Raw genomic sequence first — 19,907 nt, forward strand, 5'->3', positions numbered from 1 at the left:
AAAAATGTGATGGCAGAACAGAAAAATAAAACACGGTTTCCTATTTTCCGCAGTCTGGCGTTTCCTTTACGTATCTTTCTGCTCATTCTGGTCGTTTCTGTTTTTATCATCGCCGCCCTGGCACAATACTTCACCGCCAGCTTTGAAGATTATCTGGCAACGCATGTCCGCGATATGGCAATGAATCAGGCCAAAATCATCGCCTCTAACGACAGTATCATCACGGCGGTTAAGCATCGTGATTACAAGCGGTTGGCGACGATTGCCGACAAACTGCAGAGCGGAACTGACTTCGACTATGTGGTTATCGGGGATACCAACTCCATTCGTCTATATCATCCGAACCCGGAAAAGATTGGCTATCCGATGCAGTTCACCAAACCCGGTGCGCTGGAAAAAGGCGAGAGCTACTTTATTACCGGTAAAGGCTCCATTGGGATGGCAATGCGCGCTAAAACGCCCATCTTTGATGACGATGGCAAAATCATTGGCGTGGTCTCAATTGGTTATCTGATCAGCAAAATCGATAGCTGGCGATCGGACTTTTTACTTCCGATGGCCGGCGTGTTTATCCTGCTGTTGCTGGTACTTATGCTGCTCTCCTGGTTTTTCGCTGCCCATATTCGTCGGCAGATGTTGGGTATGGAACCGAAACAAATTGCGCGGGTGGTACGTCAGCAGGAAGCGTTGTTTAGCTCGGTATATGAAGGATTGATTGCCGTGGATCCTGATGGATATATCACCGCAATAAATCGCAGTGCGAGGAAAATGCTGGGGCTGTCTTCACCTGGGAGAAAGTGGCTTGGAAAACCGGTGAGTGAGGTGGTTCAGCCAGCGGACTTTTTCACCCAACAGATTGCGGAAAAACGACAGGACGCGATGGTCAACTTTAATGGACTGAGCGTTATCGCCAACCGTGAGGCGATTCGCTCCGGTGACGAACTGCTTGGGGCAATCATCAGTTTTCGTAGTAAAGATGAAATTGCTACTCTTAATGCGCAGTTAACGCAGATCAAACAGTATGTAGAGAGCCTGAGAACGCTGCGTCATGAGCATCTGAACTGGATGTCGACTATCAATGGTCTGCTGCAAATGAAAGAGTATGACAAGGTTCTGGCCATGGTGCAGGGAGAATCCCAGGCGCAACAGCAACTGATTGACAGCCTGCGCGGCGCGTTTGCCGATCGTCAGGTAGCCGGTCTGTTGTTTGGCAAGGTGCAGCGCGCGCGGGAACTGGGTCTCACCATGGCTATTGTTCCAGGAAGCCAACTGCATCAACTCCCCGAGGGGCTGGATAGCACAGAGTTTGCAGCAATTGTTGGCAATCTGCTTGATAATGCATTTGAAGCGAGCTTGCGCACCCAGCAAGGCAACAAGGTCGTCGAACTCTATTTAAGCGATGAAGGGGATGACGTGATCATCGAAGTTGCCGATCAGGGATGCGGTGTGCCGGAAGCATTGCGTGAAAAAATCTTTGAACAGGGTGTGAGCACCCGTACCGATGAACCAGGTGAACATGGCATCGGTTTGTATCTTATTGCAAGTTATGTGAGGCGCTGTGACGGGGTGATTACGCTTGAAGATAACTCCCCCTGCGGCACCTTATTTTCTTTATTTCTTCCGAAAGTGAAAAAAAACAATGACGGAACCATTAACGCTATTGATCGTTGAGGATGAAACGCTACTGGCGGAAATGCATGCTGAATATATCCGCCATATACCCGGCTTCAGCCAGATTTGGCTGGCGGGTAATCTTGCGCAGGCGAGGATGATGATTGAGCGTTTTAAGCCCGGTTTGATTCTGCTCGATAACTACTTGCCGGACGGCAAGGGAATTACGTTATTGCATGAGCTAACCCAGGCACGTTATCCGGGCGGTGTGGTGTTTACCACGGCGGCCAGCGACATGGAAACAGTCTCCGAAGCTGTGCGCAGCGGCGCGTTTGATTACCTGGTCAAACCCATTGCCTACGAGCGGCTGGGGCAGACCCTGACGCGTTATCAACAGCGTCGACGCATGTTGGCCGGTAATGATAGCGCCAGTCAAAAGCAGATTGATGAGATGTTTAATGCCTACGCGCGGGGCGAGCCGAAAGGGGATTTACCGACTGGGATTGATGCGTTAACACTGAATGCAGTGTTGAAATTATTTGCCGATCCGACGGTACACCATACAGCAGAAACGATCGCCCAAGCGCTCACCATCAGCCGAACGACTTCCAGACGCTACCTGGAGTACTGTGCCAGCCGTCATTTGATTATTGCGGAGATTATTCACGGTAAGGTGGGTAGGCCGCAGCGTATCTATCACGGCGGCTAAATGCTGATTTCTGACGTAGGCCGGATAAGATGCTTTAGCATCGACATCCGGCAACGTTGCAGTCGAAATGCCGGATGCGGCGTGAATGCCTCATCCGGCCTACATTTCTCTGAGTATCAGCCGCCAACGACGGCTGAAGAAGAACCTGGTACCATCACTTCAGTTGCGATAATCACAACCAACAACCCAACCAGAACCGGAACCGAGGTACGTTTCACCACTTCGAACGGAGAAATCTTCGCCATACCAGCAACAGCAACCACCACGCCGGAGACCGGGGAGATTGTGCGTCCAAGGTTTGACGCCTGCAGCATCGGGATAACAAGGTAAGCTGGGTTAATGCCGGAGGAATGCGCCAGCTTAGGGATCATCTCAACGAAGGCATAGAACGGGGCGTTACCGGAACCCGTAGTCATTGCCGCCAGCATAGTCAGGATCACCAGCACCATCATCAGAATAATGCTCGCCGAACCAAACGAGGTAGCGATAGAAATCAGACTCTGAATAAAGCCGATTGTGCTCAGGCCCTGGGCAAAAACACCCGCAGCGACTAACAACATCACCACGTTAGCAAAGGCATCCGCCATGCCACGGTAAGCGACTTCCAGACCAGAGAAAACCTTTTGGGTGTTGAACCCACGTACGAACTCCAGAATAGCCGCGATGAGCATGCACAGAACCAGAATCGTAATGATATGCAGCTGTGGACCCCATTTACCATCAAAAATCAGGACGCCAACAATCGGGGTAAACGGCAGAATGGCGTAAAATGACGGAGCAGTCGTGGTGATTTCAGCCACATCTAACATTTCATGAGAAATGTTCTCTTTTTTATCCAGAAAACGCTGCCAGAAAAAGTGGGCAATCGCCATAGCAATGATGGCGGCAATGGAAATTGGCAGCGTGGTTTTAAAGGCGAAATCGATCAGCGGCATTTCCGCAGCTTTTGCCGCCAGCACCACATCACCGGATGTTGGTGAAAGAATAATTGCAGCAGGGGAGGCACAAATGGCCGCTGCGGCACCACGGCTGATCCCAACGTTAACCATGACCGGGAACAGTGTTGCCATCAGCAATACGCCCAGACCGGTTGCTGACGAAACCGCCAGTGACATCAGGCAGGCGACAAAATAGGCGGCAATCATTAGCAGGTAAGGAGAGTTGATGTATTGCAGAGGCTTGGAGGCCAGCTTAACGACCATATCGTTCGCGCCAATGTGGGTCATATAAGCGGCAAAACCACACAGCATCATGATCATCATGCCGAGATCGCCACCACGGCTCATCAGCAAAATTTTAATATATTCAACAATGTCTGTTGCCGTATAGCCCGTCGATGCCGCGCTGGACGGCAAAACTTTATGCCCCATCAGCGCACTGATAATCAGCAAAACCAGACCGCCAACAAACAGTACGCCTGTCGCGGAATAACCTTTAATGATGTAGCGCGCTACACCCACAATAACCACAACTCCAATAAGGAGTTCAATAAATGTCAACATCGTTTCCCCTGTCGCATTGCTGCCCAGAAAGTAAAAAAACTAAAAAAAGTAAAAAGTGGTGACAGAATGTGCCTAATAAACCGATAACTCTTGCTGATTAAAATCAATAAAAATACGGATTCAAGCGATGGTTAAGCCGTTTTTTCAGCATCGTGGTTAAAAAAAGAATCTCACAATAAGAAACTGTGAAGCGCAGCGCTGATGTGTGTGTTTTGTGGCGATGATGAATATCAATTGTTAATTTATTGTGATGCTATTTAACTTTTTTCGCAGGAAAGAACAATTTATTGGCAATAAAGAGAAAATAGTTCCTATTAGATGGCTCAATAAACTCATGGATAATTATCTTAAAAATTATAGGCTGAGGATTATTCTGATTTTTTAGCTGCGCATTTTTGTTAAGCTAACATTAAGGTTGGGTTTGCTACAATTAATAATAAATCCCAGGATGGTAATTAAGTTGTGATTGTCGCTAAACGATATTTTCTCATTTTTTCATTTCTTTTTATTCAGTTAGCTTTCATTCCCCAGGGCGCTGCTGAAGATAAAGGTTGGTTCGCTACTTTTAAAGACAATGTCAGTGAAACCTGGCAGCAGCCAGAACATTATGATCTGTACGTGCCGGCTATTACCTGGCATGCTCGTTTTGCTTATGATAAAGAAAAAACGGATCGCTACAATGAACGCCCATGGGGGGCGGGCTTTGGTCAATCCCGTTGGGATGATAAAGGTAACTGGCACGGGCTTTATATAATGGCCTTTAAGGATTCCTACAATAAATGGGAACCCATTGGTGGTTATGGCTGGGAAAAAACCTGGCGACCGCTGGCAGATGAAAATTTTCATACAGGTCTCGGTTTTACCGCTGGTTTTACCGCGCGCGATAACTGGAACTACATTCCGGTTCCCGTGCTGTTACCGCTGGCATCGATAGGGTATGGTCCGGCAACGTTCCAGATGACCTACATTCCGGGAACGTACAACAACGGTAACGTCTACTTTGCATGGATGCGTTTCCAGTTTTGATGGACTACCTGTATTGTCAGGTGGATTATTAAAAAGTCTTTTAAAACAGTGTCATATTAACTTTAACTGAAAAATAACGCGACATTTATCACTTTTTGATAAAGTTCGACTGGACAAAGTCCACCACAATTGTTGTACTGATACCCGACACAGCATTTGTGTCTATTTTTCATGTAAAGGTAATTTTGATGTCTAAGATTAAAGGTAACGTTAAGTGGTTTAATGAGTCCAAAGGATTCGGTTTCATTACTCCGGAAGATGGCAGCAAAGACGTGTTCGTACACTTCTCTGCAATCCAGACCAATGGTTTTAAAACTCTGGCTGAAGGTCAGCGTGTAGAGTTCGAAATCACTAACGGTGCCAAAGGCCCTTCTGCTGCAAACGTAATCGCTCTGTAAGCATACGACAGCAAGCATTCAAAACCCGCTTAATTGCGGGTTTTTTTTCGCTTCAGTGCGCGGGAGAGGCCGAAACCAGCCAGAATGCCAGGGCGGTCATCGCAAATGATCCCAACAGATTAACCAGTACATTCACCATAGCCCAACCAAAGCGTCCTTCCTGTAGCAAAAACACCACCTCAGCTGAGAAAGTGGAAAACGTTGTTAGTCCCCCGCAAAAGCCAGTGGTAATCAGTACCTTCCACATTGGATCAATGTTAGTCATGCGATTAAACCACGCCAGACCCATACCAATGATAAATGCGCCAAGTAAGTTTGCAGCCAGCGTACCGAATGGGATGGCCTGATGTAGCGGGTTAAACCTCATGCTCAACATCCATCTTGCTACACTACCTGTACCACCACCGATAAAAACCGCTAAAAGGAGTTGTAACACTGCATAATCCTGCTATTTGATTGTATATAGGATGAGTGTAACGCTGAATAATCGTGGTTGGCGAGCCTAACAACGTTTTCTGGAGGGAATATGTTCGTTGCAGCAGGGCAATTTGCCGTGGGACCTTCATGGGAAAAAAATGCAGAAACCTGCGTCTTTTTGATGTCTCAGGCTGCAGGAGAGGGGGCGTCGCTGCTGGTATTACCGGAGGCGCTTCTGGCCCGTGACGATCTGGACCCAGACCTGTCAGTGAAATCAGCTCAACTGCTGGAGGGCGGATTTTTGACGCGCTTACTGCGAGAAAGCGCGCAAAACGAGATGACGACAATCCTGACGATTCATGTTCCTTCTGTGCCAGGCCGGGCGTTTAACATGCTGGTGGCGCTACGGGCAGGTCAGGTCGTGGCCCATTACGCTAAATTACATCTCTATGATGCCTTTTCGATTCAGGAGTCACGAAATGTGGATGCAGGGGACGCCATAGCGCCGCTGCTGGACGTAGACGGGTTAAAAGTAGGGTTAATGACCTGTTATGATCTGCGCTTTCCTGAGTTGGCGCTGGCGCACGCATTGCAGGGAGCGGAAATTCTTGTCTTACCCGCAGCCTGGGTTCGGGGATCGCTTAAAGAACATCACTGGGCTACGCTTTTGGCGGCAAGAGCGTTAGATGCGACGTGTTACTTGATTGCGGCGGGAGAGTGCGGTAACAAGAATATCGGCCAAAGCAGGGTCATCGACCCCTTTGGTGTGACCATTGCTGCTGCGGCAGAAACGCCCACGCTAATTATGGCCGAGGTTTCCGCCGAGCGGGTGAGGCAGGTTAGGGCACAACTCCCGGTGTTAAGTAACCGACGCTTTGCGCCACCGCAATTATTATGACGTTTTTTTAAACAAGGCTTGATTCACCTTGTTACAGATTGCTATTGTGTGCGCGCGTCGAAAGGCCGTTAATATTCTCAGGTTAATATGGCGCTTTATGCAGCCTGGTTTAAGTCAAGAAGGTATCTATGGGTGAGATTAGTATTACCAAACTGCTGGTGGTTGCCGCACTGGTTGTTCTGCTGTTTGGTACCAAGAAGTTACGTACACTGGGTGGAGACCTGGGAACGGCAATCAAGGGCTTCAAGAAAGCAATGAACGACGATAATGCCGATGCTAAGAAAGATGCTGATGGTAGCGTTCAGGCTGAGAAGCTTTCTCATAAAGAGTAATGTCAGGAGCATGATGCTCTTACTGCATACTCTGCATGAAAAAAAACCGGCAATTTGCCGGTTTTTTTATTGCTGATATGTAAGTGAGTATTACACGATTACTTCACTTCCAGCCCTTTGGCCTGCATGTCAGCATGGTATGAAGAGCGAACGAATGGACCGCAGGCTGCATGGGTAAAGCCCATTGCCATAGCTTCGGCTTTCATCTCATCGAACTCATCCGGGCTCACATAGCGTTGAACCGGCAGGTGATGGCGGCTTGGCTGTAAATACTGCCCCAGCGTCAACATGGTTACACCATGACTGCGCAGGTCACGCATGACCTCAATGATTTCCGCATTGGTTTCGCCCAGACCGACCATCAGACCTGATTTGGTCGGAATCTCCGGGTGCGCTTCCTTGAAACGTTCCAGAAGCTTCAGTGACCAGTTGTAGTCAGCACCTGGACGAACATTGCGATAAATACGTGGTACGTTTTCGAGGTTGTGGTTAAACACATCCGGCGGGGTGGCCGTGAGGATATCCAGCGCACGATCCATACGACCACGGAAGTCAGGCACCAGCGTTTCGATTTTAATCGACGGGCTTTTCTCACGAATAGCGGTGATGCAGTCAGCAAAGTGCTGAGCGCCGCCGTCACGCAGATCGTCGCGGTCAACGGAGGTAATGACGACATAGCGCAGCGCCATGTCAGCAATCGTCTGAGCAAGTTTTAACGGCTCGTTAGCATCAGGAGCAACCGGACGGCCATGGGCAACGTCACAGAATGGGCAACGGCGGGTACAGATTGCGCCGAGGATCATAAAGGTTGCAGTTCCGTGATTGAAACATTCAGCCAGGTTAGGGCAGGAAGCTTCTTCGCAGACAGAGTGCAGGCCATTTTTGCGCATTGCCGCTTTGATGCCCTGGATGCGAGTGGAGTCCGCTGGCAGTTTTATTTTCATCCATTCCGGTTTACGCAGCAGGGCTTCACGCTCTGTTGCCACATTTTTTACCGGGATAAGAGCCATCTTATCGGCATCGCGGTATTTAACACCGCGTTCCATCACAATGGGTTTACTCATAGCTTGCGTGTTCCAGTTGCGAATTACGAAGGAAAGCGTTTCAATTCAAGGGAATGTTGCATTTATCAACTATTTTTGAATTAGTGATACGCAGTATATCATTGAAACGGGCCAGAAAGCAGCCTGACAGGCTGGCAAAATGTAAAATAGTTGTTGTTTTGTGCCATTTGCCACAACATATGCCGTGGCAAAGTATGCGCGTATTTTCAGTCCGCAATGTACTCGTGCGGTGGGTTACCCAACAGCGCCAGAATGTTGGCCAGCAGCCGGGGGCGAACGCTCTCGGTCGTGGCGGTGCTATCCCACTGCGATACCTTCGCCATTTCCATTCCGGCATAACCACAAGGATTGATACGCAGGAAAGGCGACAAGTCCATATCCACATTGAGCGCTAAGCCGTGAAATGAACAACCTTTACGAATACGTAACCCCAAAGAGCAGATTTTCTTCTCTCCAACGTATACGCCAGGCGCATCGGCTCGCGGGTGGGCGTCAATACCGATTTCCGCAAGGGTATTCACAACGGTTTGCTCCAGCAGCGTAACCAGTTCGCGAACGCCAAGTTTACGACGCTTCAGGTTCAACAGCACATACATGACCTGCTGGCCCGGCCCGTGATAAGTCACCTGACCGCCACGATCGCTCTGGATCACCGGAATATCTCCTGGCATCAGTACGTGCTCTGCTTTACCTGCCTGACCCTGGGTAAAAACAGGATAATGCTCTACCAGCCAGATTTCGTCATAACTGTTTTCATCGCGGGTATCGGTGAATTCGTGCATGGCCAGAGAAACTGGCTCGTAAGGTTGAAGACCGAGCTGGCGGACAAGAATTTTATCCTGATACAAAACGGCATCTCCGTAGATACTCACATAGAGTAGAGAATATAAAAGAGGGGGAAAAGTATATCACAGGAGGGAGGGGTTACCCGAGCGGGGATGCAGCGGGTAACCAACAGGTTTTTACAGTACCATGCGTACGATATCGATATTGCCTAATTCTTCGTACAGCGTTTCAACCTGCTCAATGTGTGTAGCAGTAATAGTGATTGAGACCGAGTGGTAGTTGCCTTTGCTGCTCGGTTTTACCGTCGGAGAGTAATCACCTGGCGCATGGCGCTGTACCACTTCAACCACCTGATCAACCAGCTCAGGCAACGCCTGCCCCATTACTTTGTAAGTAAATGGAGTAGGGAATTCAAGCAGTTCGTTAAGTTTGGTTTTCATGTCAGCTCCGGCGTTACATCAATAAATAATAACTCCCACAGCGCGTGGGAGTTATCTGGATACCTAGTATATGGGGACGTAAATCACACTTTCAAGTGTTCAATTTTTAGCCAAACCAGTGATGGAACATTAATTTAATGTAATCAATGATTTTCCCAAAGAAGTTGCCTTCAGGGATTTCCTGCAGGACTACCAGCGGGCGCTGCTCAATGGTTTTGCCATCCAGCTGGAAGTTGATGGTGCCGACAACCTGGTTTTTCTGCAGCGGTGCGTGCAGTTCTGTGGTGTTCAGCACATAGCTTGCTTTCAGATCTTTCATGCGGCCGCGCGGAATAGTCAGGTAGACATCTTTATCTACGCCTAACGATGCACGATCGGTATTACCAAACCAGGCGGGCTCTGAAGCAAACTCTTTACCGACTTTCAGTGGGTTCACGGTTTCAAAGAAACGGAAGCCCCAGGTCAGCAATTTTTTACTTTCGGTTTCACGACCTTTATAGGTGCGGCCACCCATGACGGCGGAGATCAGACGCATCTGACCTTCGGTTGCGGATGCAACGAGGTTATAGCCAGCCTTGTCGGTATGACCGGTTTTGATACCGTCGACATTCAGGCTGTTATCCCACAGCAGGCCGTTACGGTTTAACTGACGGATGCCGTTAAAGGTGAACTCTTTTTCTTTATAGATAGAGTATTCGTTAGGCACGTCGCGAATCAGCGCCTGACCAATCATCGCCATGTCGCGAGCCGAGCTGTATTGACCGTCAGCATCGAGACCATGAACGGTCTGGAAGTGGGTGTTTTTCAGGCCCAGCGCGTTCACATAGCTGTTCATCAGACCGACGAAAGCATCCTGGCTACCGGCGGCGAAGTCCGCCATTGCCACGCACGCGTCATTCCCGGATTGCAGGTTGATACCACGGATAAGCTGAGAAACAGGAACCTGCATTCCTGGCTTCAGGAACATCAACGATGAACCTTTAAAGACCGGGTTACCTGTAGCCCAGGCGTCATTGCCGACGGTGACCAGATCGGTTTCTTTGAATTTCCCGGCTTTCATCGCCTGGCCGATGACGTAGCTGGTCATCATTTTGGTCAGACTGGCGGGGTCGCGGCGAGTGTCAGCGTTCTGTTCTGCCAGAACTTTGCCTGAATTGTAATCAATCAGGATATATGACTCCGCATCGATCTGCGGAACACCCGGGATCATGGTTTTAATATTCAGGTCATCGGCATGGGCAGCAGAGAGAGAAGCTGCGCAGAGAGCCGCGGTGAGCGCCATACGCTGCACGAAACGAGCGGAAAAAGTGGTCTTCATGGTCTGAACTACGACGTCCGTGATGAAATTAAAAAAAGTGCCCTACTATAGCAAATGCAAAACGGGCAGGCATCTGACTTTCCGCGTGACTTTGTTAATGTCATTTACAGAAACTGACAGTTCAGATACCTGATTTACGTTATTACACGCCGGTGATGAAGGACTGTAATTGCGCCTCGGCTTGAAGACGCTGCTGCAATGTGGAGGCTTCAGCTTTGCTGGCGAACGGCCCCATCTGGATACGCCAGACTGCGCCGTTTTGTACCACCCGACCTGGGACGCCAAATTGCTGGCTTAAACGTTTTTGATACTGCTGCGCACGCGACTGCTCGCTGACTGCGCCAACCTGAACCACGTAGCGTCCGTTGGCTACTGCCGCTGGCGCAGGTGCAGCGACGGCGGCTGGTGTTGCTGCTGGCGCGGTTGGCGTTACCGGTGCGGTGGTGGTCGGTTGCGGAGCCGGAGTCGGCTCGCTACCTTCCAGCACGCCTGCAGCGAGTGTGGTCGGCGCACCGAGGAATCCACTGCTGTTCACTGGCGCACCGGTTGTATCATCGCTTTTCAACGTGGAATTGCTGATCGGACGAATATCGCCTTGCGGCTGACCCGCATCCGATGGCGCAGGCATGCTGCCCATATTGCCACCGCCGCTTAAATCAGGACGCGCGGGCAGGGCATAGGTTTGTTTCGCTACCGTGGTACAAGCCATTCCCGGCCCGGACAAGGAACCATCCTGGGCGACGATGATCGGGTCGATACGTACTTTGGTATTGTTGGAGGTATTCAGACGGTCGGCTGCTGCACGTGAAAGTGAAATCACGCGATCGTTGCCATAAGGGCCGCGATCGTTAATGCGCACGACAATCATCCTGCCATTAGCCAGGTTAGTTATTCTGGCATAGCTTGGGACTGGCAGCGTCGGATGCGCTGCGGTTAACTGCATCGGGTCGAACGCTTCACCAGATGCGGTTAAGTTGCTTCCGGGTTCCGCATCATAGATAGCGGCAAGCCCTGCCTGGCTAAAGCGGGAAGGGTCCTGGACGATTTTGTAGCTCTTACCATCACGCTGATAGTCCTGATTCGCCGTCGGGTTCAGGGGTTCAAAGCGCGGATCGGCCCCGCTGATTTCAACAATCGGACCATTACACACCGCAGGCTGCGGCGCGACAGCACCCTGTTGCTGACCATCATCACTCGAACACGCCGCGAGCATTCCTGCTGCGATGCAGATACCAAGCCACTGCTTACGCATTGCGTACCCCTTACACGCTTTTCGACAACATTTTTCTATGGGTATGGATCGACATAACAATCCCGAACCCAGCCATCAGCACGATAAGTGCCGAGCCCCCGTAACTAACCAGTGGGAGAGGAACGCCAACCACGGGCAGAATACCGCTCACCATACCAATATTTACGAAGACATAAACGAATAATATCAACATTAAACCACCCGCCATGACGCGACCAAAGGTGGTTTGCGCGTGGGCAGCGATCCATAATCCGCGCATAATCAGCAAAATGTACAGCGCTAGCAGAATTAAGATCCCTACCAGACCCAGTTCTTCCGCTAATACCGCGAAGATAAAATCTGTATGACGTTCGGGTAAAAACTCAAGCTGCGACTGCGTACCGTGTAGCCAGCCTTTACCACGTAGACCGCCGGAGCCAATAGCAATTTTAGACTGAATGATGTGATAACCCGCACCCAGCGGATCGGTTTCCGGATCGAGTAACATCATGACGCGCTGACGTTGATAATCATGCATCAGGAAGAACCACAGTATTGGGATAAACGCCGCAACCAGGACCACCGCAACACCGATTAAACGCCAGCTCAAACCAGAAAGGAACAGAACAAACAGGCCGGAAAGGGCGACCAGAATTGAAGTCCCGAGGTCTGGCTGGGCGGCCACCAGCAGGGTGGGCATAAATATCAGCACCAACGCAATGGCGGTATTTTTTAGCGATGGCGGGCAAACATCACGGTTGATGAAGCGCGCGACCATCAGCGGCACGGCAATCTTGGCGATTTCGGAGGGCTGAAAACGCACAATCCCCAAATCCAGCCAGCGCTGCGCACCTTTGGAGATTGCGCCGAAGGCATCTACCGCCACCAACAAAATGATGCAAAAGATGTAGAGATAGGGAGCCCAGCCTTCATAAACTCGGGGCGGGATTTGCGCCATCACCACCATGATGACCAGGCCCATTGCGATCTGACCGACCTTGCGCTCCATCATGCCAATATCCTGGCCGCTGGCGCTCCAGATGACCAGCGAGCTGTAAACCAGCAGCGCCAGCAAAATAAGCAACATCGTGGGATCGATGTGGATTTTGTCCCAGAATGTTTTTTTGTTCGGATTATCCGTCACGATTATTGGTCCTCCGCTGCTGCAACCGCGGGGTTTTCTGCAGGCAGATTGGTGTTATTGTCGCCCAACATAATGTGGTCAAGGATCTGGCGCATAATGGTACCCACAGCCGGGCCCGCGCCACCGTTTTCAAGGATTATGGCGACAGCAACCTGGGGCTTATCATAGGGTGCGAAGGCCGTCATCAGCTTGTGGTCACGTAAGCGCTCGGCGATCTTATGTGCGTTATAGGTTTCATTGGCTTTCAGGCCAAAGACCTGTGCAGTACCGGATTTCGCCGCAATTTTGTAAGGTGCGCCAGCGAAATATTTGTGTGCAGTACCGTTAGGACGGTTGGCTACACCGTACATGCCGTCTTTTGCGATTTCCCAATAACCGGAATGAATGTCACCAACGGGTGGTTCGTGTGGCTGTATCCACGGCACTTGCTTGCCGTTTTCTGCCGTACTCATCAGCAGATGCGGGACTTTTACCAAACCGTCGTTGATAAGGATCATCAGCGCTTTACTCATCTGGATAGGGGTTGCCGTCCAGTAACCCTGACCGATGCCGACCGGAATGGTATCACCCTGGTACCATGGCTTTTTAAACCGTTTTTGCTTCCACTCGCGGGTTGGCATGTTTCCGGCGCGCTCTTCGGCAAGATCGATACCCGTATATTGGCCGTAGCCAAACTTGCTCATCCATTCTGAAAGGCGGTCTATCCCCATATCATAGGCGATTTGATAGAAAAACGTATCCGCGGACTCTTCCAGAGAACGGGTAATGTTCAGATGACCGTGTCCCCACTTTTTCCAGTCGCGGTAGCGTTTCTCAGAGCCGGGTAACTGCCACCAGCCCGGATCGAACAGACCAGTATTGCGGGTGATGACGCCTGCACTTAATGCAGAAACCGCGACGTAAGGTTTAACCGTCGAAGCAGGAGGGTAGACACCCTGAGTCGCGCGGTTAACCAACGGGGTATTCGGGTCATTGAGCAACCCGGAGTAATCTTTACTCGAGATACCATCGACAAACAGGTTCGGGTCGTAGCTCGGCATGGACACCAGTGCGAGAACGCCACCGGTACGCGGGTCGGTGACTACCACCGCGGCACGACTGCCCGCCAGCAGCGTTTCGATGTACTGCTGGAGTTTCAGGTCAAGGGTGAGATAGATATCGTGCCCGGCCTGCGGCGCCACTTCTTTCAGTTGGCGAATGACGCGGCCACGGTTGTTCACTTCAACTTCTTCATAACCCGTCTGGCCGTGAAGTACGTCTTCATAATAGCGTTCAATACCCAATTTACCGATGTCGTGCGTCGCCGCGTAGTTGGCCAGCTTGCCGTCTTTGTCCAGGCGGTCCACGTCTTTATCGTTGATCTTCGATACGTAGCCAATGACGTGGGTCAGCGCAGAGCCGTAGGGGTAATAGCGGCGTTTATAGCCTTTAACTTCGACGCCGGGAAAGCGATATTGATTAACGGCGAACCGTGCCACCTGCACTTCACTGAGGTTAGTTTTTACCGGAATGGAGGTGAAGCGGTGTGAACGGGCGCGCTCTTTTTTAAAGGCGGCAATGTCGTCGTCCGTCAGGTCTACGACGTTACGCAGCGCGTCGAGGGTATCCTGAACGTTGTCGACCTTTTCCGGCATCATTTCTATCTGATAAATGGTGCGGTTAAGGGCGAGCGGAATTCCGTTACGGTCATAAATGATGCCGCGACTGGGGGCGATAGGCACCAGTTTGATGCGGTTTTCGTTCGAGCGGGTCTGATAATCAGTAAAGCGAACGATTTGCAGATTATAAAGGTTGGCGATCAGCACGCCGGTGAGCAGCAAAATCCCCAAAAAAGCGACCAGCGCCCGGCGCACAAACAGCGCGGACTCAGCCGAATAGTCGCGAAAAGAATTCTGTAGTTTCATCCGCTGCTTAATCTACTCAAGAATCAATGATCACTCACGGTGATAAGGATGGTTGGTGGTGATGCTCCACGCCCTGTACAGACTCTCCGCGACCAGAACCCGAACAAGAGGGTGAGGAAGGGTTAACGCAGAGAGTGACCAGCTTTGTTCCGCTGCCGCTTTACAGGCAGGAGAGAGACCTTCCGGCCCGCCAATCAACAGACTGACGTCACGACCGTCCAGTTTCCAGCGTTCCAGTTCAGTCGCCAGCTGCGGCGTGTCCCAGGGTTTACCAGGGATATCAAGGGTGACGATGCGGTTTTTGCCTGCGGCAGCCAGCATCTGCTCACCCTCTTTGTCGAGAATGCGTTTAATATCCGCGTTCTTGCCGCGTTTTCCTGCCGGGATTTCGATCAGCTCAAAGGGCATATCTTTCGGAAACCGACGGAGATACTCCGTAAACCCGGTTTGCACCCAGTCAGGCATTTTCGTACCCACAGCGACAAGTTGCAGCTTCACGCATTAACTCCAGAGTTTTTCCAGTTCATACAGGCGACGGCTTTCTTCCTGCATCACGTGGACAATCACATCACCGAGGTCAACGACGATCCAGTCTGCAACGTTCTCGCCTTCTACGCCGAGCGGCAGCAGACCAGCAGTGCGGGACTCCTGAACAACGTGGTCTGCGATAGACATTACATGGCGGCTGGACGTGCCGGTGCAGATAATCATGCAATCAGTGATGCTGGATTTGCCCTGAACGTCTAAGGCGATGATGTCTTGACCTTTCAGGTCATCAATTTTGTCGATTACAAAATCCTGAAGTGCTTTACCCTGCAAGTGTTCCCCCTGGGTGAAAAGAGTTAAAAACGTCTGTTAGTATACCTGAACCAGAGGCGATATCGGGACAAATGTCTCCGAAAGCGCTTTTGAAGTGCGCTATCATCCCACCCCACGCCGCAGAATGCATCGCCATTTTTGTAAAACAATTTCTGCAAAGCTCTGAAGGGCGGGAAAAGTCAGGTTGCGGAGAATAACAGCCTGTCATGGGGTGTCAATGGGAGAGAAGCCCTTCGGCAGAAAAAACAGTGCGTTCACTCCCCGTCGTGCCATACAGCCCGGCTGTTGAGCACTTTCAGAACCGCAAAATTGTCGCAAAAATCAATTGCGCTCCAGCAACCTTGTTCGACGCGAAAATGCCACATTGCTGCAGCCGGCATGGACAGCAGACGGGCGATCAACACGCTCAGAACACCCTGATGGCTCACCACCAGCAGGTTTTGGCACGTTTTGTAATCAGCGAGCTGAGCAATAAAGCGTTCCACGCGCTGGGAAAACGCCTGAAAGCCTTCACCATTGGTTGGCGTCGCATTCTGCCAGTCGTTACACCACACGGCGTAGTTTTCGGCGTCTTCTCGCGCCAGATCGCGATGATGGCGCATTTCCCAGTCACCAAAAAACATCTCATTGAGCTCAGGCATGTTGCGCACAGGGACCTCACGATCGCCTAAGATCAACTGCGTTGTATGGCGGGCACGTTCCAACTCGCTGCACAGAACGTTGTCGACAGGCACATGGCGTAACAGCGTACCCAGTGTTTGCGCCTGAGCGATACCCCGTTCCGTTAGCGGTGTGGGGGCGTGGCCGCTGTATAAACCAGCAACATTGGCTTCAGTTTCTCCATGACGTACTAACCAGAGTCTCATTTTTTCCTCTTGAGGTTATTCGCACAAAACATGATGTTTGCCCTGATTGCGCAGAGATTTTTCACTAAAATACCTTTTTTTGCGTGGAGCGGCACGATGTCTTTATTGAAGAGCGCGCATGGTGGCAATACCCGAGAAGCCGCCGAACTGTTGGGCATCTCGCCTGAACAATTGTTGGATTTTAGCGCGAATATTAATCCGCTGGGTATGCCGGCAAGTTTAAAACGCGCGATCGTCGACAACCTGGACTGCGCGGAGCGTTACCCGGATGTTGATTACGCTAAATTGCATGCGGCGCTGGCGGAGCATCATCAGATTCCTGCCTCATGGATACTTGCCGGAAACGGCGAGACTGAGTCGATTTTCACTTTGGTGCAAGGACTTAAACCACGTCATGCGATGATCGTGACGCCCGGGTTTGCTGAATATCGTCGGGCGCTGCAATGGGGAGACTGTACGATCCATGAGTTTGCGCTGCGCGAAGACGATGGCTGGCAGCTTACCGATGTAATCCTCGATGCGTTAACCTCAGAGCTGGACTGCCTGTTTCTCTGTACGCCCAACAATCCCACTGGCTTGCTGCCCGATAACCGCCTGCTGCGCGAAATAGCCGCGCGTTGTGAGTTGCTTGGGATCAATCTGATCCTTGATGAAGCGTTTATCGATTTTATTGCCGGGGAGCAGGGGTTTATTCCGCTGCTTCGGGATAACCCGCATATTTGGGTGCTGCGCTCGCTAACCAAGTTCTATGCGATACCGGGGCTGCGGTTAGGGTATCTGGTCAACAGTAATGAACAGGCTGTGGCACAGATGCGCCGTCGACAAATGCCGTGGTCAATTAACGCATTTGCTGCACTGGCAGGCGAGATTATTTTACACGACAGCGCATATCAGCAGGCAACATGGAAGTGGCTGGAGCAAGAGGGCGCGAGGTTTGATCGGCAGTTGAAAGAACTGCCCGGCCTGACGGTGTATCCTGGCAGGGCAAATTATCGCTTATTGCGCTGCGAGCGGGCGGATTTTGATCTGCAACGCGCAATGCTGGAACAACATGTTTTGATTCGCAGTTGTGCTAATTATCCGGGGCTGGATGCGCGCTATTATCGGGTAGCCGTTCGCAGCCAGGAAGAGAATAACCGCCTGTTAGCGGCTCTACGCAAGGTGCTTAGCGGTACAACCCCTGCTGATTGATATAGTCAAGCACTGCAGCTGGCATCAGGTCGTCGCACGGCTCGCCTTTTTCCAGACGCTCACGGATGAGCGTGGCGGAGATGTTAAACCACGGCGTTTCAGCCAGATAAATTTTCCCGCAAGGCAAGTTGTGCAGGTCATCTGGCGAATGGGTCAGATGATCCTCCAGCCACTGCTGGTGCTTTTCCTGCGCCATTTCGAGCGGATAGCCCGGACGTCGGCAGACAATGAGGTGGGTGTTACCCAGAATCGTGTCGTAGTCATGCCAGGACGGAAAGGTAAGCAGTGAGTCCTGGCCAATAATAAACGCTAATGGCACGTCCGGTCCTTGCTCCTCGCGCCACTCTTTGAGCGTTTGCGCGGTGTAGGAGGCGGTATCGCGTTTCAGTTCGCGTTCATCAAGGGAGAACAGCGGCTTATCGGCAATGGCCAGTTCAACCATGCGTTGACGTTGTTCGCCGGACGCTTCGGGTTGCGCACGATGCGGCGGCACGTTATTGGGCATGATAATGACCCGGGAAAGGCCAATCAGATTCGCCAGAATTTCAACCGGTTTAAGATGACCATAATGCACCGGATCAAAGGTGCCACCGAACAGAGCCTGCAATGATTTCATATCAACCATCAATAAAAACATCGGCCAGCGATTTATGGCAGAGCAACAGGGAAAGCCCCTCAAGTTCCGCCCACACTGACTGACCATAGTCTTGTTTAAGCGTAATTTCAGTACGCGTTAACAGCGTTACAGCCTGACGCAACTGCGCAGGATTCAGCCGGTTTAGCGCGTCTCCCATCATACCCCGGCGATTTTGCCACACCCGGTGTTTATCAAACAACGTGCGCAAAGGCGTATGGGCTGACTGCCGTTTTAAGTTGACCAACAGCAGTAATTCGCGCTGTATCGTACGCAACAAAATAACTGGCTCACTGCCTTCCAGGCGTAACTGTTGCAGAATGTGCAGCGCGCGTTTGCTTTTGCCCATCAGCAGCGCATCCACCCAATGGAACGGGGTAAAGTGCGCGGCATCGTTAACGGCTTTCTCCACGCGAGGCAGCGTTAGTTTGCCATCAGGCCAAAGCAATGCTAGCCGTTCCAGCGCTTGCGCCAGCGCTAACAGATTACCTTCATAGCAATAGCACAACAGCTGATTGGCTGCGTCATCCAGTTGTAGATTGTTAAGCTTCGCTCTGGCGGCGACCCAACGAGGAAGCTGTGCTTGCTCCGGCGTCTGGCAGCTTACCTGTACCGCATTATTGGCAAGTCCGGTATACCATGCGGCGTTTTCCTGCGCTTTAGTCAGTTTGTTGCCGCGAACGATCAGCAGCAGGTCGTCATGTAGCAGTGTGACGAGTGAAGCGAGCTGTTCGTTAATGGCGGCATTGGGGCCATTTTCAGGCAACTGCAAAAGTAGGGTTTGACGGCTGGCAAACAGGCTCATTGCCTGGCAGAGTGAAAAAATCTCTCCCCAGTCGGTGCTATTGTCCAGGGTGAAAGCGTGGTGTTCTTCGAACCCTTGTGTGGCGGCAGCCTGACGGATAGCGTCCTGGCTTTCCTGCAACAAGAGAGGATCGTTACCTAAGAGCAAATACGCCGCGCGCAGCCCTTCATTGAGCTGTGCGCGGAGTTGTTCAGGGTACAACTTGAGCATCAGTTACCCAGCGTGGTGGAAACACGCGCCGGAGATGACGCAGGCTCTGCGGCTTTTGTCGCCGCTGGCTTAGCATCATCAGCATTGGATGACAGAGTATCGGCCAGATGTACGCTTGGCAGCTTACGAATTAACTGTTCAGCCGCTTTGTCATACATCTCTTTGATGATCATCTCTTGCTCGTTATCCTTCGCCAGTGCAGCCTGTGGGTTGTCAAAGAACGAACGATAAACTTTGGCGCTGATTGGATAAATATCATGACCTGGAATCAGCACAGTAGCACTTACGGACATCACCATCTGGTATTCAGCCGTTTGACCGTTCTGGAATACCGACGCCGTATCCTGCGAAATGCTGACTGCGCCAAGACGTAAGGACGTCACATCTTTACGCATTGTACCGTCTTCAAGCAGCGTAACGCCGTTCAGGCGCAGCTGATTACGAACCGCGCGGCTTAATGGGCCGTTCGGATCACCAGAGTTCAGGATCATGGTTTTCATTGAGGGTGGAACCTGCGTAGTATTACGCAGATGCCAGCCACACCCGGCGGTGACAAGCACCGCCAGAGATAACAACAATGTTGTCAGAAGTCGCACGCTTCC

General features: G+C 51.2%; 22 protein-coding genes. 7 read left to right on the top strand and 15 right to left on the bottom strand.

What is annotated here, in order from left to right; translation table 11 throughout:
• Window positions 1-9 precede the first annotated feature (9 nt).
• Together dpiB and dpiA are read left to right on the top strand one after the other, a co-directional pair.
• A complete protein-coding gene (dpiB, locus tag OGY09_RS24675) occupies window positions 10-1,671 on the top strand; it encodes a sensor histidine kinase DpiB (RefSeq protein ID WP_032942679.1) in 1,662 nt (553 codons plus the stop codon).
• Window positions 1,640-2,320, top strand: coding sequence for a two-component response regulator DpiA (gene dpiA / locus OGY09_RS24680; RefSeq protein ID WP_003831279.1), 681 nt, complete (start codon window positions 1,640-1,642; stop codon window positions 2,318-2,320). Before dpiB ends, dpiA begins: the two co-directional genes overlap by 32 nt.
• Before the next feature lie 116 nt (window positions 2,321-2,436).
• Here dpiA and dcuC read toward each other — a convergent pair whose 3' ends face one another.
• On the bottom strand, window positions 2,437-3,822 hold the full coding sequence (gene dcuC, locus OGY09_RS24685) for an anaerobic C4-dicarboxylate transporter DcuC (RefSeq protein ID WP_003022136.1): 1,386 nt from the start codon (window positions 3,820-3,822) through the stop codon (window positions 2,437-2,439).
• Between the two features lie 462 nt (window positions 3,823-4,284).
• On the opposite strand from dcuC, the gene pagP reads away from it, so the two are divergent.
• Both pagP and cspE read left to right on the top strand, forming a co-directional pair.
• On the top strand, window positions 4,285-4,848 hold the full coding sequence (gene pagP / locus OGY09_RS24690) for a lipid IV(A) palmitoyltransferase PagP (RefSeq protein WP_003831280.1): 564 nt from the start codon (window positions 4,285-4,287) through the stop codon (window positions 4,846-4,848).
• 188 nt (window positions 4,849-5,036) lie between these two features.
• Entirely contained in the window at window positions 5,037-5,246 is a 210-nt protein-coding gene (gene cspE / locus OGY09_RS24695) for a transcription antiterminator/RNA stability regulator CspE (RefSeq protein ID WP_000034825.1), read from the top strand.
• Window positions 5,247-5,298: 52 nt separating this feature from the next.
• Here the strand turns inward: cspE and crcB are convergent, their stop codons facing one another.
• Window positions 5,299-5,682 (bottom strand): fluoride efflux transporter CrcB, encoded by a 384-nt coding sequence (gene crcB / locus OGY09_RS24700; protein WP_003831281.1) that lies wholly within the window; start codon window positions 5,680-5,682, stop codon window positions 5,299-5,301.
• A 90-nt stretch (window positions 5,683-5,772) separates the two neighbouring features.
• On the opposite strand from crcB, the gene OGY09_RS24705 reads away from it, so the two are divergent.
• Both OGY09_RS24705 and tatE read left to right on the top strand, forming a co-directional pair.
• Window positions 5,773-6,561, top strand: coding sequence for a deaminated glutathione amidase (locus OGY09_RS24705; protein ID WP_032942681.1), 789 nt, complete (start codon window positions 5,773-5,775; stop codon window positions 6,559-6,561).
• 128 nt (window positions 6,562-6,689) lie between these two features.
• On the top strand, window positions 6,690-6,893 hold the full coding sequence (tatE, locus tag OGY09_RS24710) for a twin-arginine translocase subunit TatE (RefSeq protein ID WP_003022699.1): 204 nt from the start codon (window positions 6,690-6,692) through the stop codon (window positions 6,891-6,893).
• 98 nt (window positions 6,894-6,991) lie between these two features.
• On the opposite strand, the gene lipA is transcribed toward tatE, so the two are convergent.
• The 10 genes from lipA to OGY09_RS24760 form a co-directional block, all read right to left on the bottom strand.
• The gene (lipA, locus tag OGY09_RS24715) at window positions 6,992-7,957 is read right to left on the bottom strand and encodes a lipoyl synthase (protein ID WP_003022702.1); all 966 of its coding nucleotides are present in this window, start codon (window positions 7,955-7,957) and stop codon (window positions 6,992-6,994) included.
• Window positions 7,958-8,163: 206 nt separating this feature from the next.
• Window positions 8,164-8,805: a lipoyl(octanoyl) transferase LipB gene (lipB, locus tag OGY09_RS24720; RefSeq protein ID WP_032942682.1), complete on the bottom strand. Its 642-nt coding sequence runs from the start codon at window positions 8,803-8,805 to the stop codon at window positions 8,164-8,166.
• A gap of 114 nt (window positions 8,806-8,919) precedes the next feature.
• A complete protein-coding gene (gene ybeD, locus OGY09_RS24725) occupies window positions 8,920-9,183 on the bottom strand; it encodes a DUF493 family protein YbeD (RefSeq protein ID WP_003022706.1) in 264 nt (87 codons plus the stop codon).
• A gap of 106 nt (window positions 9,184-9,289) precedes the next feature.
• Window positions 9,290-10,501: a D-alanyl-D-alanine carboxypeptidase DacA gene (gene dacA / locus OGY09_RS24730; RefSeq protein ID WP_003022711.1), complete on the bottom strand. Its 1,212-nt coding sequence runs from the start codon at window positions 10,499-10,501 to the stop codon at window positions 9,290-9,292.
• A 142-nt stretch (window positions 10,502-10,643) separates the two neighbouring features.
• The gene (gene rlpA, locus OGY09_RS24735) at window positions 10,644-11,753 is read right to left on the bottom strand and encodes an endolytic peptidoglycan transglycosylase RlpA (RefSeq protein WP_032942683.1); all 1,110 of its coding nucleotides are present in this window, start codon (window positions 11,751-11,753) and stop codon (window positions 10,644-10,646) included.
• Between the two features lie 10 nt (window positions 11,754-11,763).
• On the bottom strand, window positions 11,764-12,876 hold the full coding sequence (mrdB, locus tag OGY09_RS24740) for a peptidoglycan glycosyltransferase MrdB (protein WP_003022718.1): 1,113 nt from the start codon (window positions 12,874-12,876) through the stop codon (window positions 11,764-11,766).
• Window positions 12,877-12,878: 2 nt separating this feature from the next.
• A complete protein-coding gene (mrdA, locus tag OGY09_RS24745) occupies window positions 12,879-14,780 on the bottom strand; it encodes a peptidoglycan DD-transpeptidase MrdA (RefSeq protein ID WP_003831292.1) in 1,902 nt (633 codons plus the stop codon).
• Window positions 14,781-14,810: 30 nt separating this feature from the next.
• Complete coding sequence (gene rlmH, locus OGY09_RS24750) at window positions 14,811-15,278, bottom strand: 23S rRNA (pseudouridine(1915)-N(3))-methyltransferase RlmH (RefSeq protein ID WP_003022725.1); 468 nt, start codon at window positions 15,276-15,278, stop codon at window positions 14,811-14,813.
• A 3-nt stretch (window positions 15,279-15,281) separates the two neighbouring features.
• Window positions 15,282-15,599: a ribosome silencing factor gene (gene rsfS / locus OGY09_RS24755; RefSeq protein WP_003022728.1), complete on the bottom strand. Its 318-nt coding sequence runs from the start codon at window positions 15,597-15,599 to the stop codon at window positions 15,282-15,284.
• 254 nt (window positions 15,600-15,853) lie between these two features.
• Window positions 15,854-16,465, bottom strand: a complete 612-nt coding sequence (locus tag OGY09_RS24760; RefSeq protein ID WP_032942684.1) for an adenosylcobalamin/alpha-ribazole phosphatase — start codon at window positions 16,463-16,465, stop codon at window positions 15,854-15,856.
• A gap of 96 nt (window positions 16,466-16,561) precedes the next feature.
• On the opposite strand from OGY09_RS24760, the gene cobD reads away from it, so the two are divergent.
• On the top strand, window positions 16,562-17,656 hold the full coding sequence (gene cobD / locus OGY09_RS24765; protein ID WP_032944338.1) for a threonine-phosphate decarboxylase CobD: 1,095 nt from the start codon (window positions 16,562-16,564) through the stop codon (window positions 17,654-17,656).
• Here cobD and nadD read toward each other — a convergent pair.
• From nadD to lptE, 3 genes are read right to left on the bottom strand one after another with little or no spacing between them, the layout of a single operon-like run.
• Window positions 17,631-18,272 carry a nicotinate-nucleotide adenylyltransferase gene (nadD, locus tag OGY09_RS24770; RefSeq protein ID WP_100247219.1) on the bottom strand — a complete coding sequence of 214 codons (642 nt, stop codon included), beginning with the start codon at window positions 18,270-18,272 and terminating at the stop codon, window positions 17,631-17,633. The two genes, cobD and nadD, sit on opposite strands and share 26 nt — an antisense overlap.
• Before the next feature lies 1 nt (window position 18,273).
• Window positions 18,274-19,305: a DNA polymerase III subunit delta gene (holA, locus tag OGY09_RS24775; RefSeq protein WP_032942687.1), complete on the bottom strand. Its 1,032-nt coding sequence runs from the start codon at window positions 19,303-19,305 to the stop codon at window positions 18,274-18,276.
• Window positions 19,305-19,901, bottom strand: a complete 597-nt coding sequence (lptE, locus tag OGY09_RS24780; protein WP_032942688.1) for an LPS assembly lipoprotein LptE — start codon at window positions 19,899-19,901, stop codon at window positions 19,305-19,307. Before lptE ends, holA begins: the two co-directional genes overlap by 1 nt.
• Window positions 19,902-19,907: the final 6 nt, after the last annotated feature.

Source organism: Citrobacter sp. Cpo071, from assembly GCF_030332765.1.
Taxonomy (GTDB): Bacteria; Pseudomonadota; Gammaproteobacteria; order Enterobacterales; family Enterobacteriaceae; genus Citrobacter; species Citrobacter portucalensis.